Source organism: Microbacterium radiodurans, from assembly GCF_008710705.1.
Lineage (GTDB): Bacteria > Actinomycetota > Actinomycetes > Actinomycetales > Microbacteriaceae > Microbacterium > Microbacterium radiodurans.
Window position 1 is genome coordinate 188,994 of the sequence record NZ_VYRZ01000002.1, and the last position, 16,583, is coordinate 205,576.

At 73.6% G+C, this 16,583-nt stretch carries 11 protein-coding genes; 6 read left to right on the forward strand and 5 right to left on the reverse strand.

Going from position 1 to position 16,583, the window contains the following annotated elements; translation table 11 throughout:
* Complete coding sequence (locus tag F6B42_RS06690; RefSeq protein WP_150418860.1) at positions 1 to 879, forward strand: PHP domain-containing protein; 879 nt, start codon at positions 1 to 3, stop codon at positions 877 to 879.
* Between the two features lie 37 nt (positions 880 to 916).
* Here the strand turns inward: F6B42_RS06690 and F6B42_RS06695 are convergent, their stop codons facing one another.
* Entirely contained in the window at positions 917 to 2,374 is a 1,458-nt protein-coding gene (locus F6B42_RS06695) for a DEAD/DEAH box helicase (protein WP_150418861.1), read from the reverse strand.
* A 130-nt stretch (positions 2,375 to 2,504) separates the two neighbouring features.
* Between F6B42_RS06695 and F6B42_RS06700 the strand changes: the two genes are divergently transcribed.
* Positions 2,505 to 3,221, forward strand: a complete 717-nt coding sequence (locus F6B42_RS06700; RefSeq protein WP_150418862.1) for a ferritin-like fold-containing protein — start codon at positions 2,505 to 2,507, stop codon at positions 3,219 to 3,221.
* A gap of 12 nt (positions 3,222 to 3,233) precedes the next feature.
* Here F6B42_RS06700 and F6B42_RS06705 read toward each other — a convergent pair whose 3' ends face one another.
* Both F6B42_RS06705 and F6B42_RS06710 read right to left on the reverse strand, forming a co-directional pair.
* Positions 3,234 to 3,524 (reverse strand): hypothetical protein, encoded by a 291-nt coding sequence (locus F6B42_RS06705; protein WP_150418863.1) that lies wholly within the window; start codon positions 3,522 to 3,524, stop codon positions 3,234 to 3,236.
* 3 nt (positions 3,525 to 3,527) lie between these two features.
* Complete coding sequence (locus tag F6B42_RS06710; protein ID WP_150418864.1) at positions 3,528 to 3,752, reverse strand: DUF3107 domain-containing protein; 225 nt, start codon at positions 3,750 to 3,752, stop codon at positions 3,528 to 3,530.
* A 143-nt stretch (positions 3,753 to 3,895) separates the two neighbouring features.
* Here F6B42_RS06710 and F6B42_RS06715 point away from each other — a divergent pair, with 143 nt between their 5' ends.
* Positions 3,896 to 6,979: an ATP-dependent helicase gene (locus F6B42_RS06715; protein ID WP_150418865.1), complete on the forward strand. Its 3,084-nt coding sequence runs from the start codon at positions 3,896 to 3,898 to the stop codon at positions 6,977 to 6,979.
* Complete coding sequence (locus F6B42_RS06720; protein ID WP_150418866.1) at positions 6,976 to 10,308, forward strand: ATP-dependent DNA helicase; 3,333 nt, start codon at positions 6,976 to 6,978, stop codon at positions 10,306 to 10,308. The genes F6B42_RS06715 and F6B42_RS06720 overlap by 4 nt, the downstream gene beginning before the upstream one ends.
* A gap of 43 nt (positions 10,309 to 10,351) precedes the next feature.
* On the opposite strand, the gene F6B42_RS06725 is transcribed toward F6B42_RS06720, so the two are convergent.
* Positions 10,352 to 11,674 (reverse strand): phosphotransferase, encoded by a 1,323-nt coding sequence (locus F6B42_RS06725; RefSeq protein WP_150418867.1) that lies wholly within the window; start codon positions 11,672 to 11,674, stop codon positions 10,352 to 10,354.
* Positions 11,675 to 11,739: 65 nt separating this feature from the next.
* On the opposite strand from F6B42_RS06725, the gene nudC reads away from it, so the two are divergent.
* Positions 11,740 to 12,639 carry an NAD(+) diphosphatase gene (nudC, locus tag F6B42_RS06730; RefSeq protein ID WP_150418868.1) on the forward strand — a complete coding sequence of 300 codons (900 nt, stop codon included), beginning with the start codon at positions 11,740 to 11,742 and terminating at the stop codon, positions 12,637 to 12,639.
* On the forward strand, positions 12,636 to 14,390 hold the full coding sequence (locus tag F6B42_RS06735; RefSeq protein WP_223878393.1) for an ATP-dependent helicase: 1,755 nt from the start codon (positions 12,636 to 12,638) through the stop codon (positions 14,388 to 14,390). Before nudC ends, F6B42_RS06735 begins: the two co-directional genes overlap by 4 nt.
* A gap of 746 nt (positions 14,391 to 15,136) precedes the next feature.
* Here F6B42_RS06735 and F6B42_RS06740 read toward each other — a convergent pair.
* Positions 15,137 to 16,570 (reverse strand): zinc-dependent metalloprotease, encoded by a 1,434-nt coding sequence (locus F6B42_RS06740; RefSeq protein WP_150418870.1) that lies wholly within the window; start codon positions 16,568 to 16,570, stop codon positions 15,137 to 15,139.
* Positions 16,571 to 16,583: the final 13 nt, after the last annotated feature.

The window sequence follows — 16,583 nt, forward strand, 5'->3', positions numbered from 1 at the left end:
ATGGGATCAGTGCGCGCGGAGGGATCGTTCTCCGGTCCGAGCGACCTGCATCTGCATTCCCTGCGCTCCGATGGGACGGAGCCCCCCGCCGCCGTCGTGCACGCCGCGCATCGGCACGGACTGCGGACCATCGCGCTGACCGACCACGACACGACGGCCGGCTGGGCCGAGGCCGCGGAGGCCACGGCGTCCCTCGGGATGACGCTGCTCCCGGGGATGGAGTTGAGCGCGCGACACGAGTGGCGGACGGTCCACGTCCTCGCGTACCTCTTCGACCCGGACCACGCCGAGCTGCGCGCCGAGATGGAACGCATCCGCGCCGACCGCCTCGGGCGTGCCGAGCGCATCGTCCGGTCCATCGCCCGCGAGTACGACCTCAGCTGGGACGACGTCCTCGCGCAGACCCAGGTAGGGGCGACCGTGGGTCGCCCGCACATCGCGGACGCGCTCATCGCCCGCGGTTTCGTCCGCGACCGCGCCGAGGCCTTCGACGGCATCCTTCATCCCCGGCGCGGACACTTCGTTCCCCACTACGCGCCCGACCCCTTCACCGCCGTCGAACTCGTCGTCGCCGCCGGTGGCGTTCCCGTGCTCGCCCACCCGGCGCCGCACGGGCGCGAACGGATGATGGACGAGCGGACGCTCCGGGACCTGGTCCGCCACGGTCTGGCGGGCTTCGAGATCGGGCACCGCGAGAACACCGAGGACGGGAAGGCGGCCCTGGCGTCGCTCGCCGCCGCGCTCGATCTGATCGTGACGGGTTCGAGCGACTACCACGGCCACGGCAAGCCGAATCAGCCGGGAGAGAACACGACGAGTGACGCCGCTGTCGCGCGCATCATCGCCGGGGCGCACGGAACGGCCCCCGTCTTCGCCTGAGCGCTCTCCCCGACGGGGGCCGTTGTGGGCGCGGGTGTCAGCCGGCCGCGGGCGCGGAGCCCGCACCCGCACCGCTGCCGGAGCCGCGGCGGCGACGCCGGCGGCGCGGGGCGGACTTGCCGTCGTGGTGCTCGGAACCGCCGCCGTCGTGCGTGCCGGCGCCCTCGCCCGATGCGGAGCGGTTCTCGGTCGCTGCGCCGTCGGTCGAACCGCCGCCCGAGCCGCGCGTCCGTCGGCGTCGCGGGCGACTCGCGCCCGCCTCGCCTCCGGCTTCGCCGGACACCGTCGGAACCGCCGCGGTGGCCGGCATCTTGCGCAGGCGCCCCTTCGTGCCCGCCGGGATGTCGAGGTCCTCGAACAGGTGCGGGCTCGAGGAGTACGTCTCGACCGGCTCGGGCTGGCCGAAGTCGAGGGCGCGGTTGATGAGGGCCCACTTGTGCAGGTCCTCCCAGTCGACGAAGGTCACGGCGATGCCGGTCTTGCCGGCACGGCCGGTGCGCCCGGCGCGGTGGAGATAGGTCTTCTCGTCGTCGGGGATGGTGTGGTTGATGACGTGCGTGACGTCGTCGACGTCGATCCCGCGGGCCGCGACGTCGGTCGCGATGAGGACGTCGCGCTTGCCCGCCTTGAAGCCGGCCATCGATCGCTCGCGAGCCTCCTGGCTCATGTCGCCGTGGACGGCGCCGGCGTTGAAGCCGCGGTCGCTCAGCTCGTCCACGAGTCGCTGGGCGGCCCGCTTGGTGCGGGTGAAGATGACGGTCTTGCCGCGACCCTCGGCCTGCAGGATGCGCGCGATGACCTCGTCCTTGTCGAGCGAGTGCGCACGGTAGACGAGATGCTTGATGTTCGCCTGCGTCAGTCCCTCGTCGGGGTCGCTCGCGCGGATGTGGATGGGGTTGGACATGAAGCGGCGCGCGAGGGCGACGATGGGCCCGGGCATGGTGGCCGAGTAGAGCATCGTGTGCCGCACCGGTGCGACCTTCTGGAAGATCTTCTCGATGTCGGGGAGGAAGCCGAGGTCCAGCATCTTGTCGGCCTCGTCGAGGACGACCTCGGTGGCGTTCGACAGATCGAGCAGGCGCTGACCGGCGAGGTCGATGAGGCGGCCGGGCGTGCCGACGACGATCTGGGCGCCCGCCTTCAGCTGATCGATCTGACCCTCGTAGGCCTTCCCGCCGTAGATCGCGACGACGCTCGTCGAGCGGCCGCGCGTCAGCATGTCCATGTCTTCGTAGACCTGCACCGCGAGCTCGCGGGTCGGCACGACGATGAGCGCCTTGACACCCGGTGCGGGATCGAGACCCAGGCGCTGGACGACGGGGATGCCGAAGCCGAAGGTCTTGCCGGTGCCGGTCTTGGCCTGGCCGATGATGTCTTGGCCGGGAAGGCCGAGCGGGATGGTCTGCTCCTGAATGGGGAAGGCGTCGACGATCCCCTTCTCGGCGAGGGAGTCGACGATGTCCTGGTCGATTCCGAGTTCGGCGAATGTTGTCATGGGTGACATGCCTGTCTGGCGGTGAGAGGCCGCCGGGAGTACGGGTCCACGCCCTTCACTCAGCCACAGGCGCGGGGCCCCGGTCCGATGCCGGGGCGTGCACAGCCTATCGCGACCCTAGGCTGGAGCCGTGGCGACCTGGTTCTTCAAACGCAAACGACCCGTGGGGCGGACGCTCCGGCTGCGATCGCGCGGCGACTACGGCGACGTCCGACGCGTCGATTTCGAAGAGCTGGCACCCGACGTCGACACCTTCCTCGGGCAGGCCGCCTATCTGCAGCTCGGCTACTTCGAGACGCTCAGCGATCTCATCGCGGCGACGCCGGAGCTGGCCCAGAAGGAGTCGCTGAGCCTCGCGGCCGGCACCGCCCTGCTCAAGCACCGCGAGATCGTGGCCGTCATCCGTGATCGGGGCGCCGATCCGCTCGAGCTGATGCTCCCGTTCCGCGAGCCTCTCGACGCGTTCCGCCGGGCCACCCACGGAGCGCGCCCGCTGGAATCCATGCTCTCGGTGCACCTGACGGCGGGGATGCTGGACGACTTCTACATCGCGCTCTCGGCCAGCTACGCCGAGACCGGCCGCGAGGTCGCGGTGATCCTCCGCGCACACGACGACCGCAGCGCGCTCGTGAAGATCATCACCGACGCGATCGCCGCGGACGAACAGTGGCGGGCCCTGCTCTCGATGTGGGGTCGCCGGCTCGTGGGCGACACCCTGATCATCGCCCGCGCGGCGCTCCGCCCGACGTTCCTCGACGCAGCGGACGAGAAGCGCGTCGAACCGACCTTCGCCGATGTCATGGCCGCGCACGCGCGGCGCATGGCCGCCATGGGTCTCGAGGCCTGACGAGCTCCGGGATCAGCTGATCCGCAGACGCCGCCGTTCGCTCGCGTCGTGGGCCGCGCGCACCCGCCGCAGCACCATCAGCACCGGCGCGACGACGACGACGGGAACCGCGACCGTCACGATCCAGATCAGCGGACCGGCGACGGTGAGGCCTGCCCAGGTCGCGATCAGCCAGGTGGCCGCGGCGACGACCGTGCCCAGCGCCGGCGCGAGCGCCGTGCCCCGGGACTCGCGCCCCGGCACGGCGAACTCGGCGGCGAGGCCGATCGCCGCGCCGAAGATGAGCGCGAGGATGATCTGCATGCGTCAGGCCACGAAGCCGACGCGCCGTGACTGGTCGGTGCCGACCTCGACGAACGCGATCCCCGCGGTGGGAACGATGTAGGAGCTGCCCTTGATGTCGGTCAGCGTGACGAAGGCCGCACCCGAGGTGAGCGCTTCGCTGATCGTGCTGCGAACGGCTTCGGCCGATTCGCCCGATTCGAAGCCGAGCTCGCGGCCGGTGTTCGCGATGCCGATGCGGATCTCCACGTGACGTCCTCCTCCGCACCCGTTCCGGTGGGTGCTTTCCGACTCTACGGCACCTGCGCCAGGCCACCGGCGACGCCTCTCACGCTGAGGGCGAACGTCTCGTCCGCGGGCGCGTGTCGGACACGGCGGATACCGTGGAGGGCATGAGTGCCGAGCCTTCCGGCGTCGTCCTGGACGCCTCGCAATCACGCGTGCTCGAGCTCCCGGCCGACGCCTCGGCGGTCGTGGTCGGAGCCCCCGGGAGCGGCAAGTCGACCGTCGTCGTGGAGCGGGTGCGGCGGCTCGTCGCCGAGGGCGTCTCACCCGATGCGGTCGCGGTCCTCACGCCGACGCGCCAGGCGGCGACCGAGCTGCGTGACCGGCTGGGTGTCGCGGTCGGTGTCGCGACGGCGGGACCGCTCGCCCGATCCGTCGCCGCGTTCGCCTTCCAGATCGTCCGTGCGGCCGCGGCGGCGAGCGGCGAGGAGCCGCCCCGGCTGCTCACCGGCGCCGACGAGGACGTGATGATCCGCGACCTGCTCGACGGCGACGCCGAAGACGAGGATGCCGGCGTGCGGCGCTGGCCGGCGGAGCTTCCGACGGCCGTGCGGTCGACCCGATCGTTCCGCGCCGAGGTGCGCGCGTTCATCGCCGACTGCACCGAGGCGGGCATCGGCCCCGCCGAGCTCACGACGCGCGCGGAGCACGAGAGCCGCCCGGCATGGGCGGCGATGGCCTCCTTCCTGAGCGAGTACCGCGCGGTCCGCGCCGCCATGCGGGCGCCTCATCGCGATGCCGCGGGCCTCGTCCGAGAAGCGGCCGGCATCGTCGCCGCCGGGCACCGGCTGCCGGGCGGCGTGCGCGTCCTCATCGTCGACGACGCGCAGGAGCTCACGCGTGCGGGCGTCGAGCTCCTCGAGGCCTGCGCCCGCCGCGGCGTCGCGGTGCTCGCGTTCGGCGACCCGGATGTCGGCTCGGGCGCGTTCCGCGGCGCCACACCCGAGAACTTCGCGCGCCTCGCCGGGCGGCATCCCGTGCTCGTGCTGTCGGAGGGTCATCGATCCTCGTCGGCGCAGAACGACCTCGTCGCGGACGTGACGTCGCGCATCGGCGCGGTGGGCGTCGTGGCGCATCGCCGCGCTCCGATCGGTGCGGCGCCGGACGGCTCGGTCCGCGCATTCGCGCTGCGATCACGCGGAGAGGAGTACGACGCGATCGCCCGGCTCCTGCGCGAACGGCACGTGCACGGCGCCGTGCCGTGGGTGTCGTGCGCGGTCATCGCGCACGACACGCGTCAGGTCGCGGCGCTCGAAGCCGAGCTCGCGGCCCGCGATGTCCCCACCGTCGCCTCCGGCGCGGGAGCATCGCTCGGTTCGTCACCGGTCGTGCGCGACCTCCTGCGCCTCGTCGACCTCTCCGCGCGCCCGGTGGCGGAGTGGAGCCGCGACGACGTGGTCGAAGCGCTCCGCGGCGGCGGCCTCGACGCTGTCGATCAGCGGCGACTGCGCACCGCACTCCGCCACGCCGAGCTGCGCGAGGACCCCGCCGCCGTCGGGTCGGCCTGGGAGGCTCTGCTCTCGGCGCTGGCGAACCCGCTCGAGTTCGCGGTGTTCGACCTGCGCGAGGCGCGGCGCGCGTCGCGCGTCGCCGAGACGCTCGCGCGCCTGCGAGCGGGACTCGCCGACGGCGCGGACGCCCACGAGCTGCTGTGGATCGCGTGGGGGGGCTCGGGGCGGGAGCGAGCCCTGCGGGAGGCGGCTCGCGGGCAGGGCGCCCTCGCGGCGCAGGCGGGTCGCGACCTCGACGCCGTCGTGACGCTCGTGCAGGCGGCCAAGCGCCACGGCGAGCGCGAGGACGGCACCGCCCCCATCGCGTTCCTCCGCAGCGTGCTCGACGCCGACGTCGGCGACGACCGCTTCGTGGCGCCGCCGATGTCGGGAGCCGTCCGCGTGCTGACCCCCGCCGCCGCGCTCGGCACCGAGTTCGACACGGTCGTGATCGCGGGGGTGCAGGAGGGCGTCTGGCCCAATCTCCGCGTTCGCGGCGGACTGCTCGACACGTGGCGGCTCGGCTTCGCCGACAGGGCGGCAGCCGACGCGTTCGACCGCCGGCGCGCGGTGCTGCACGACGAGCTCCGGCTCTTCGCGCGCGCCGTCTCGCGCGCTCGAACGCTGCTCGTCGTCACCGCGGTCGACGACGACGACACCGGTCCCAGTCCGCTGTTCGATCTGCTGCCCGATCCCGAGTCCGCACCGCCCGAGGCGGCGCACCCGCTGACGCTCCGCGGTCTCGTCGCCCGCTCCCGCCGGACACTCACCGAGGATCGGCGTACGGTGGAGGAACGGGCGGATGCCGCGGCGCAGCTCGCGCTCCTCGCCGATGCCGCCGTTCCCGGGGCCGACCCCGAGCAGTGGTTCGGCGTCGCTGCGCCGTCGTCGACGGCACCGCTGCGCGATGCTGCGGCGGACGGCATCCGGATCTCGCCGTCGCGGATGGAGACCCTCGAGGAGTGTCAGCTGAACTGGGTCATCGGCGACCTCGGCGGCGATTCCGGGAGCGCGACCGCCGGCATCGGCACGATCGTGCACGGGGCGCTCGAGGTCGCCGATCCCGACGAGGAGGCGCTGTGGCGCGCCGTCGAGTCGCGTTGGGGCGAGCTGGAGTTCGAATCGGCGTGGCGTGAGCGCGCCGAGCGCGCGCGGGCGCGCGACCTCGTCCGTCGGCTCGCCGTCTACCTCCGTCATTTCGAGCGCGACGGCGGCGTGCTGCTGGGCGCCGAGCCGCGGTTCGAGGTCGAGCTGGCGGCGGCCGACGACGACAGCGCGCGCATCATCGTGAGCGGAGCCGTCGACCGTGTCGAACTGCGTGCGGACGGGAGCGTCGTGATCGTGGACCTCAAGACCGGCAAGCGCGAGCCGCAGACCGATCGCGGCGTCGCCGCGCACGCTCAGCTCGCGGCCTATCAGCTCGCGCACGAGCGCGGGGCGATCCCCGCGGCCGCGGGACACCCGTCCGGGGGTGCGATGCTGCTCCTCCTGCGTCCGACCGCGGCGACGAAGGACTATGCGACGCCCCGCCAGCCGCCCCTCGACGACGACACGCGTGCCGCCTTCGACACCCGGGTGCGTGCGGCGGCCGATGTGATGCGCGGGGCGACGTTCGAGGCGCCGTTCGAGGAGCACTGCCGGGACGATCACTCGTTCGGGCTGTGCCGGATCCACACGATCGGACCGGTGAGCGCCCTGTGAACGCGCCCGTCTCGCCCCAGGCGCTGGCCGCCGCGCTCGGGCAGTTCCCGCCGACGGCCGAGCAGAGCGCAGTGATCGCCGCGCCGCTCGCCCCGGCGCTCGTCGTGGCCGGCGCGGGCAGCGGCAAGACCGAGACGATGGCCGGGCGTGTCGTCTGGCTCGTCGCCGGGGGAGCGGTGCCGCGCGAGCGGATCCTCGGCCTGACCTTCACCCGGAAGGCGGCGGGCGAGCTCGCGGAGCGCATCGGCTCGCGGCTGCGGCGGCTGGCCGAGTTCGAGGCCGCGGGACTCCTTCCCCATCTCGACGCGCTGCACGCGCGCGGGGCACTCGATGTCTTCTTCGACATCGAGCAGCGAGGCGGCGGGGAGGCCGCGCGCCACGAGGCGCTCACGCGGCTCGCGCGCGACGCGGGAGCGTCTCCGGCCGCAGCCTCCGCGGACTCGCTGCTCGATCGTCCGACCGTCGCGACCTACAACAGCTTCGCCGACGGCATCGTGCGGGAGCACGCGGTTCGCATCGGGCGAGATCCCGAGGCGGCGGTCCTCAGCGAGTCGGCCGCGTGGCTGCTCATGCGGCGCGTCGTCCTCGACTCCGACGACGAGCGGCTCGAGCGGCGCGAGAACGCGCTGCGCTCCATCATCGACGGCGCACTGCGCATCGCGCGCGACGGGGTCGACAACCTGGTCGACCTCGCCGACCTGGCCCGGTTCGGCGACGAGTTCGCGAGCGTGCTGGAGCGTCCCTCGACCCGGAGCGGCACGACCGTCTACGCCGAGGTCGCGAAGGCCGCGGAGCAGGTGGGCGGGCTCGCTCTGCTGTCGGACCTCGCAGCGGAGTATCAGCGGCGCAAGCGCCGGATGGGCGTCATCGACTTCGCCGACCAGGTCGCCGGCGCGCTCGAGGTCGTGGGCGGTCACACGGCCGTGCGCGACGACGTCCGCGGCCGGTACAGCGTCGTCCTGCTGGACGAGTACCAGGACACCTCCGTCGTCCAGACCGACCTGCTGGCCACCGCGTTCGCCGATTCGGCTGTCATGGCCGTCGGCGACCCCCACCAGTCCATCTACGGCTGGCGCGGTGCGAGTGCCGGCAACCTCGGAGACTTCGCCCGCGCGTTCTCGAGCGACGGCCGCGCCGAGCGGTTCGCGCTCGCGACGAGCTGGCGCAACAGCGCGCGCGTCCTCGATGCCGCGAACGCCGTCCTCGCGCCGCTCGCGTCGCGCGCCCCCGTCCCGGTGGACGAGCTCCGGCCACGTCCAGGTGCGCCCGGGGGCGAGGTCGAGATCGCGTTCGCGGGCGATCTCGACGCCGAGACCGAACGCGTCGCGGCGTGGTTCGAGACCGTTCGCGCCCGCCGGGCCGACGCGGGGCTGGCGACGACCGGGGCGATCCTGCTGCGCAGCAAGCGCCACATGACCCGTTTCGCCGACGCCCTCGGACGTCGCGGCATCCCGCATCGCATCCTCGGACTCGGCGGCCTGCTCAGCACGCCGGAGGTCGTCGACGTCGTCGCGGCGCTGCGGGTGATCAGCGACCCGCGCGCGGGTTCCGCCCTCCTGCGACTGCTCGGCGGCCCGCGGTGGGCCATCGGGCTCGCCGACCTGCGCGTGCTGAACGAGCTCGCCCGCCGCCTGGCGCGCTCGGACGCCGCCCTGCAGCCGCTGGAGCCGGCCGTGGCGGAGCGCGTCCGATCCGGGGACGGGGAGGATCGCGCGTCGCTCATCGATGCGCTCGATTTCGTCGTGCGCGTACCCGATGATCACAGCTGGCTCGCATCGTTCACTCCCGACGCGCGTGCGCGGCTGCGGGAAGCGGGCGCCGTCTTCGCCGGGCTGCGTCGCGCCTCGGGGATGCCGATCCCGGATCTGGTGCGGCTCATCGAGAGCGAGCTCCGTCTCGACATCGAACTCGCCGCCAACGAGAGCCGCGGCCCGGCGCGGGTGGCATCCGATCAGCTCCGCGCCTTCGTCGACGAGCTCCACGGGTTCCTCGCGACCGACGAAGCGGGATCGCTGCCGAGCCTGCTCGCGTGGCTCGATCACGCCGAGCGTCAGGACGAGTTCGCGCCTCGGACGGAGCCGCCCGAGAGCGACGTCGTGCAGATCCTCACCATCCACGGGTCGAAGGGCCTGGAATGGGATGCCGTCGCGGTGGGGCGCGTGGTCGTCGACGAGCTCCCGGCGCGCGCCCGCGACAAGCAGGGGTGGCTCGGCTTCGGCGTGCTCCCGTTCGCCTTCCGCGGCGACGCCCGATGGCTGCCGGAGCTGGCATGGACGGAGTCCGCCTCACCCACGCAGCAGGACCTGAAGACCGCGTTCGCCCGGTTCTCCGACGCCAACGCGGACCGGCAGCGCGACGAGGAGCGCCGCCTCGCATACGTGGCCGTCACCCGCGCACGCGACCTCCTGCTGCTGAGCGGATCGCCGTGGGCCGGCACGCGAAATCCCCGCGGCCCGAGTCCGTTCCTCGTGGAGATCGCCGCCGCGATGGGCGCGGATCTCGTCGAGACCGATCCCGGCGACAATCCCTACCTCGAGCGGCGACAGCTGCTGCAGTGGCCGATCGACCCGCTCGGCGCTCGGCGGTCGCGCGTCACGTGGGCGGCGGAGCAGGTCCGGCTCGCACAGGCGGCGCCACGCGTCGAACCGAGCCGGGACCTCGCGCTGCTCCTCGCCGAGCGCGCGGAGCGCGAGCGCGGCGATCGCGGTCTCGCGCCCACCCGCATCCCGGCGTCGCGCTTCAAGGACTACATCGCCGACTACGACGCCGCGGTCTCGGCGACGCTGCGACCGCTGCCCGAGCGGCCCTACCGGCAGACGCGGCTCGGAACGCGGTTCCACGCGTGGGTGGAGCAGCGTGCCGGAGTCGTCGCTGCCGGCCCGCACGTGGACGCGCCGCTCTGGGAGCGCGACGACGATCTCGATCTCCGAGACGCGGGCGACGCTGCCCGACACGACCCGGACGTGCACGGGGGCGAGGACCTGCGCGCTCTCCAGCAGAACTTCCTCCGATCGGAGTGGGCGACGCTGCAGCCGATCGAGGTCGAGACCGAGATCGACTTCGCCGACGACACGCTTCTGCCCGACGGACGCCCGCACGTCATCATCTGCAAGCTCGACGCCGTCTATCGGCGCGAGGATCGTGGCGGCCGGATCGAGATCGTCGACTGGAAGACCGGTCGACCTCCGCGATCCGAGGCGGATCGCCGCGAGCGGATGCTGCAGCTCGAGCTCTACCGGCGTGCGTACGCCCGGCGGCACGACGTCGACCCGGCCGAGATCGACGTCGCGCTTTACTACGTGGCCGACGACCTCGTTCTGCGCGGCTGAGCGGGCGGCCTCTCGGCCCTCGTCCGGGCGCCGCCGGGACCGGTCAGTCGCTGCCGGCCCAGCGACGCAGGGCGTTGCGCGCCGCCTCGGCGTGTTCCGGGTCGTCGTGCTCGGGCCCCACCGCGGCTCCGGCGCCACCGTCGCGGTCGGTGACGCGGCTGTCGGACCCGTCGGTGGGCGCGCCCGCGGCATCCTCCGCGCTCGCGGACTCACCGGGCCGGCGGTCCGCCGAGAATCCGTCCGGGGTCCAGTCGGAGAGGTCGATCGGGATGGTCTCGATGTCAGCCTGCTCGGCGGTCTGGTCGTCGGCGATGTAGGCCGCGAGCATCGCCGGGTCGTACGTGTCGGTCTGCATCGACGTGTCGCCGGCCCCGGCGGTCGTCGACGGCGTGCGGCCGAGGATCTCCAGCGCATCGTCCACCCCGGCCGACGACTCCGACAGGAGCGGCTCGTCGCGCACGCCCTCGTCGAGCGAGGTCAGGAGCGCCACCGCGTCGTCGACGATCCGCGTCGCACCGACCTCGTGGCCGTGCGCGAGCCACCGTGCGAACTCGAGCTCGGCGTAGAGGCGGGCGCGAGCGGCGAGGGCGCTGTCGGGCGTGGAACGCGAGGCGTCAGCGTAGGCGGCGAGCACGTCGTCACGCGCCTCGGGGGCCGAGGCGAGCCAGCGGAGGTCCTGCGCGGGATCGCCGATGCCGAGGCCGTGCCACGCGAGCAGGCCGGTGACCGTCGGACCCGCGTCGGTGTCGCGGAAGACGAAGCTGGCGGGGTCCACACCGCCGAGGGTGACCGTCGTCTCGAAGCGCCAGAGACGGTCCGAGCCGAGGGCGGTGCTCCAGCGGCGGAGGAGCCCGAAGGGCAGGGAACCGGTGGCTTCGGCGCGGTCGAGGAGCTTCTCGGCGTCGGCACGGACCTCGGCGCTGGTCCGCGCCGGCAGCGCGGCGTCGGTCACCACCGCCGCGGGGAGGGCGTGGACCCGCGCGATGGCCGCACCCAGGGACCAGGCGGCACCGCGCCCGGCGGGGATGTGCGCGGCGTCGACGCGGTACCCGGCGACGTACTCCTGCACCAGGGCCGTGAAACGATCGACGGTGGTCGTCCCCAGCGCCGAGGGGATGCCGAAGGGAAGCAGGCTGCGCACGCCCGCCGTGAGAGCGCGCAGTGCGCGGGCCTCGGCGACGAGCTCGGCGTCCGCGTCGGCGTCCACGGGGATCCGGACGACGACGCGACGGCCGTCCTGCAGCGTCACGAGGGCGCTGTCGTACCGACCGCCGGTTCCCTCGGTCAGCTCGGCGGCGCCGACGACGTCTGCTCGCGGGAGAGCCGAGGTGACCGACGCGGCTAGAGTGATGGGAGAGCGAGCCATGCAATCAGGGTAGGTCGGGCGGCGGCTCGGACCGACGCGCCACGCCCGCGAGAAAGGTCCCCGAGATGCCATCGCAGCCTCCGAGCGGATTCGTCCTCGACGCGGCCGCCGACGAGCGGCCCCAGCCGGACCTGATCGAGCGGCTGCGCGCCACGCCGACGACACGCGTCCTCGCCGTCCGCGGCGACCGCGCCCAGCTGCGCGGCGGTGCGCTGGTGTGGCGCGCGCCGGCGGATGTGGCGGAGGCCGCCGAGTGGGGGTTCCTCGGACGCGATGAGGACGGCGACGCGGTGCTCGTGGCGGCGCTCCCGCCGATCGCCGGCGTGATCGCCGACGAGACGGGCGCCGCCGGGTGGGAGTCCCTCCGGATGAGTGCCGGCGACCTCGCCCCGACCGAGGCGGCCGCCTTCGTCACGGCCGTCGCGCTCGCCCGGTGGTTCGCCGATTTCGGGTTCTGCCCGAGGTGCGGCGCGCCGGCCCTGCTGCGCCAGTCGGGGTGGTCGCGCCGGTGCACCGGGTGCGGGCGCGAGCAGTTCCCCCGAACCGATCCGGCGATCATCGTGGCGGTGCGCGACGCCGCAGACGAGCACATCCTCCTCGGGCAGAACGCCTCGTGGGCCGCCGCCGGGCGCTTCTCGACCTTCGCCGGCTTCGTCGAGGCCGGCGAATCGCTCGAGTCGGCCGTCTCGCGCGAGCTCCTCGAGGAGGCCGGCGTGCAGGTCGCCGATGCGACCTACCGTTCGTCGCAGGCGTGGCCGTACCCGCGTTCGCTCATGCTGGGCTTCCATGCCACGGCGGTCGACCCGGCGGCGGCGCGTCCCGACGGCGAGGAGATCGTGGCCGTCCGATGGTTCTCTCGCGCCGAGATCGCGGACGCACTCGCGGGAACGGGGCCCGTCGCACTCCCCGGGTCGGCATCGATCGCCCGCCGGCTCATCCGCGACTGGTGCGAGGGCGGCGCGTGAGCGATCCGCTGAGCGGACTCGACGAGCAGCAGCGGCAGGCGGCATCCGTGCTGCGCGGTCCGGTCTGCGTCCTCGCGGGAGCCGGGTCGGGAAAGACGCGCGTCATCACGCACCGCATCGCGCACGGCGTCGACACCGGCGCGTACTCGCCGGGCCGGGTCATGGCGGTCACCTTCACCGCGAAGGCCGCCGGTGAGATGCGCGGACGGCTGCGCAGCCTGGGTGTCGGGGGCGTGGCGGCGCGCACCTTCCACGCTGCGGCCCTCGCTCAGCTGAACTACTTCTGGCCGCAGCTCGCCGGCGACTCCGCGCCGACGATCCTCAGCGGCAAGGTGCGTGTGCTCGCGCAGGCGGCCGACACCGTCGGTCTGAACGCCGATCCCGCCACGCTCCGCGACGTGGCCGCCCGCATCGAGTGGCGGAAGGTCACAATGCGCTCGATCGAGGATTACGCGCGCGAGCGGCCCGACGCCGTCGGCCACCTCTCGCTCGATGCGGTGGTCGCCCTGCAGGAGGCGTACGAGAAGTTGAAGGACGAGCGGCGGCAGCTGGACTTCGAGGACGTGCTGCTCGCCTGCGCCGGGATGCTGGAGGCCGAGCCGCGCGTGGTGGCCGCGGTGCGCGAGCAGTACCGCCACTTCACGGTCGACGAGTTCCAGGACGTGTCGCCGGTGCAGAACCGGCTGCTCGAGCTGTGGCTGGGTGATCGCCACGACCTGTGCGTCGTGGGGGATGCGAGTCAGACGGTCTATTCGTTCGCCGGGGCCGATCCGCGATACCTCCTCGACTTCGGTTCGCGCTTCCCGGATGCGCGCGTGCTGCGTCTCGAGCGCAACTACCGCTCCGAGGCGACCGTGGTCGCCGTGGCGAACGCCCTCATGCGCGGGCGTCCGGGCGCGCTCGAGCTGCAGCCGCAGCGCGACGCCCCCGACAATCCGCGCCCGCGCGTCACGGCGTACGACGACGACGCGGCCGAGGCCGACGGAGTCGCCGGGGCGATCGCCGCGCAGCTCGCCGGCGGGGCGGATCCGCGGTCGATCGCGGTGCTGTATCGGGCGAACGCCCAGTCCGCTCCGATCCTGGCCGCACTGTCCCGGCGGGGGATCGCGGCATCCGTGCTCGGGGGCAAGCGGTTCTTCGACCTGCCCGAGGTGCGCCAGGCCGTCATGGCGCTGCGCGGCGCCTCGGTCGCGCCGGCGACGAGCGACCTGGTCGCCGACGTGCGCGCCGTCCTCGCCTCGCTCGGTCTGACCGAGGAGCCGCCGGCTGCGGGCGGGCCGCTGCGGGAGTCGTGGGAGGCACGCGCGGCACTCCTGCGCCTCGCAGAGGAGGCGCCCGCCGGGACCTCGCTGCGGGCCTTCACCGACGACCTGCAGGCCCGCGCGAAGGACCAGCACGAGATACCGACGCGCACCGTCACGCTGTCGACCCTCCACGCCGCCAAGGGGCTCGAGTGGCCGCATGTACACCTCGTCGGCCTCTCCGAGGGCCTGCTGCCGATCTCGTACGCGACGAGCTTCGAGCACGTCGACGAGGAACGTCGTCTCGCCTACGTGGGGATCACCCGGGCGGCGCTCACCCTGTCGCTCTCGTGGGCGCGGACATCGGGGCGTCACGAGCGACAGGTGTCGCGCTTCGTCCGGGAGATCGGCACCAGCACGCTGGATGCGGGCGGTGCTCGTCCCAGCGCGGGACGTCGTCCCCCGTCCGCAGGATCGCGGAGCGGGTCACGCCCGTCGCCGGCACGCTGAGCAGGCGACGGGCGATCCCGACGGCGGCCACCACGAGCGCCGGATCTGTCGGTCCGGCCGCCCGGGCCAGCAGCTGGGACGCGACGGCGGGCCACGCGCCGTCGCGGTCGCGGTGCGCGGCATGGACGCACGCCGTGCACGCCGTCGCTCCCGGGACGACCGCGGGACCGACCCGCACGAGGTCGCCGGAGAGCTCGACCGGCACGTGCGGGACGTCTCGCGACACCAGGGCCGCCGCACGCCGCGGGTCGATCAGGTAGGCGCCGACGAGGACGACGGGCGGTGCGCCGATCGTCCCGGTCGGCTCGGAGCCCACGCCCCGGCCGGCACTGCCGGGGTCGACGGGGTCGAGCAGAGCCGCCACGGCCGAGGCGATCCGGACGTCGTCGGGGTGCACGCGGTCGTCGACGTCGAGGACGAGAGGATGCCGCGGGTCGACGGGCGGGGTCAGCGCCGCTGCGATGCCGGCGACGAAGGCCCGGGCCGCCTCGGGCGTCGCGCCGATGGAGACGGCGAGCGCCGGCAGCATCCCGTCCGCGATGCCGCCGTGCAGCGCGTCGATCAGGCGTTCCTGCCACGGGGCGACATCGTCGACGACGATCTCGCCCAATGTGCCCAGCTGCAGAGAGGTCGGTGTTCGCCACAACGGCAGGGCGGAAGGCGCGAGTCGGAGCATGCGACGATCATGCGTCGCGACCCGTGACCCGGGGCGCGGCTGTCCACAGCGGATGCGCCGAGCGACGCGCTCAGACCGGACGCGGCCCCGCGGGACCGTCATCCGTCGGCTCGTGACCTCCGCTCGAGCCGGTGGCGCCGTCGGCGTCCGTCGCCGTGTCGGTCTCCGATCCCGCGTCGTCGGCCGCCGAGGCGAGGAGGGCCTCGAGGGCGTCGTCCATCTCGTCGCGCTCGGGCGCCTCGCCGCGAGCGCGCGCCTGCAGACGCGCGATGATGCCGGTCGGGTCGTCGACGTCGTCGGGCGTCGGCATCAGATCGGGGTAGTCCCAGAGACTGTCACGCGCGTCGCGCCCGACGGCGTCTGTGATCGCCCGCCACATCGCCGCGGCTTCGCGGAGGCGCCGGGGGCGCAGCTCCAGGCCGACGAGCGAGGCCATCGCCTGCTCGGCGGGTCCGCCGACGGCCCGGCGGCGGCGTACGGCCTCGCTGATGCGCCCGGCGCTCGGCAGCCGGTTCGTCGCGTCGGCGGCGACGACGTCGACCCACCCTTCGATCGTCGCGAGGAGATGCTCGAGCCGGGTGAGCGCAGCCGTCTGAGCCTCGGAGCGCTGGGGGAGGAGGACGCCGCTCTCGAGCGCGCGCCGCAGCTCCTCGGGCTCGGACGGGTCGAAGCGCGAGGCGAGCCCCTCGAGGGCGTCGGTGTCGACGTGGATGCCGCGGGCGAAATCGGTCACCTGCGAGATGACGTGGAGGCGCAGCCAGCGCGCGTGACGGAAGAGGCGTGCGTGTGCGAGCTCCCGCGCGGCGAGCGAGAGCGCCAGCTGGTCGTCGTCGATCTCGAGGTCGCGGCCGAAGTCGGCGAAGTTCTGGGGCAGGATGGCCGCTTCGCCGTCGGGCATGAGCGGGATCCCGACGTCGCCGCCGGAGACCACCTCGAGCGAGAGCTTGCCGATGACCGCACCGAGCTGAGCGGCGAAGAGCGAACCTCCCACCGTCCGCATGAGCCGGCCGGCACCCGCGATCATGCCCTGCATCTCCTCCGGGGCCTGAGACTCGAGCGCCGCGGTCAGGGCGTCCGCGATCGAGGTCGCCACCGGCTCGGCCATCTCCTGCCACACCGGGAGGGTCGCCTCCACCCACGCGCCGCGCGTGAGTGCGCGCGGCGCCGTCGTGAGGTCGGAGATCGCCGTCGCCTCGCTCAGCCAGAGCGTCGCGAGCGCGAACGCCTCGCTGAAGTCCTGGCGGTCGCCGCTGCTGATACCGTGCCCGTCCTTGTTCGCCAGGTGCAGGGCCTGCGTGCGCGTGGCCCCCCAGTCGATGCCGCCTTCGCCGCCACCGGCGAACGCGCCCTGCAGGTGACGCATGACCTGCTGGAGCATCGCGGGGTCCACGCCCATGCCCGAGAGGCGTTCGAGCTGTTCGGGACCGAGCGAGCCGCCCTCGCCGAGGAGACCTCGCAGCAGTTCCTGGAATTCCTCTTCGGGGGAGCGGTCGTCATCGGACATGTCAGGCGCCTTT

Bases quoted from the DNA above. Each gene is read 5' to 3' on its own strand.
- F6B42_RS06690 (WP_150418860.1), top strand. From the start codon at position 1: ATGGGATCAGTGCGCGCGGAGGGATCGTTCTCCGGTCCGAGCGACCTG.
- F6B42_RS06695 (WP_150418861.1), bottom strand. From the start codon at position 2,374: ATGACAACATTCGCCGAACTCGGAATCGACCAGGACATCGTCGACTCC.
- F6B42_RS06705 (WP_150418863.1), bottom strand. From the start codon at position 3,524: ATGCAGATCATCCTCGCGCTCATCTTCGGCGCGGCGATCGGCCTCGCC.
- F6B42_RS06715 (WP_150418865.1), top strand. From the start codon at position 3,896: ATGAGTGCCGAGCCTTCCGGCGTCGTCCTGGACGCCTCGCAATCACGC.
- F6B42_RS06725 (WP_150418867.1), bottom strand. From the start codon at position 11,674: ATGGCTCGCTCTCCCATCACTCTAGCCGCGTCGGTCACCTCGGCTCTC.
- nudC (WP_150418868.1), top strand. From the start codon at position 11,740: ATGCCATCGCAGCCTCCGAGCGGATTCGTCCTCGACGCGGCCGCCGAC.
- F6B42_RS06740 (WP_150418870.1), bottom strand. From the start codon at position 16,570: ATGTCCGATGACGACCGCTCCCCCGAAGAGGAATTCCAGGAACTGCTG.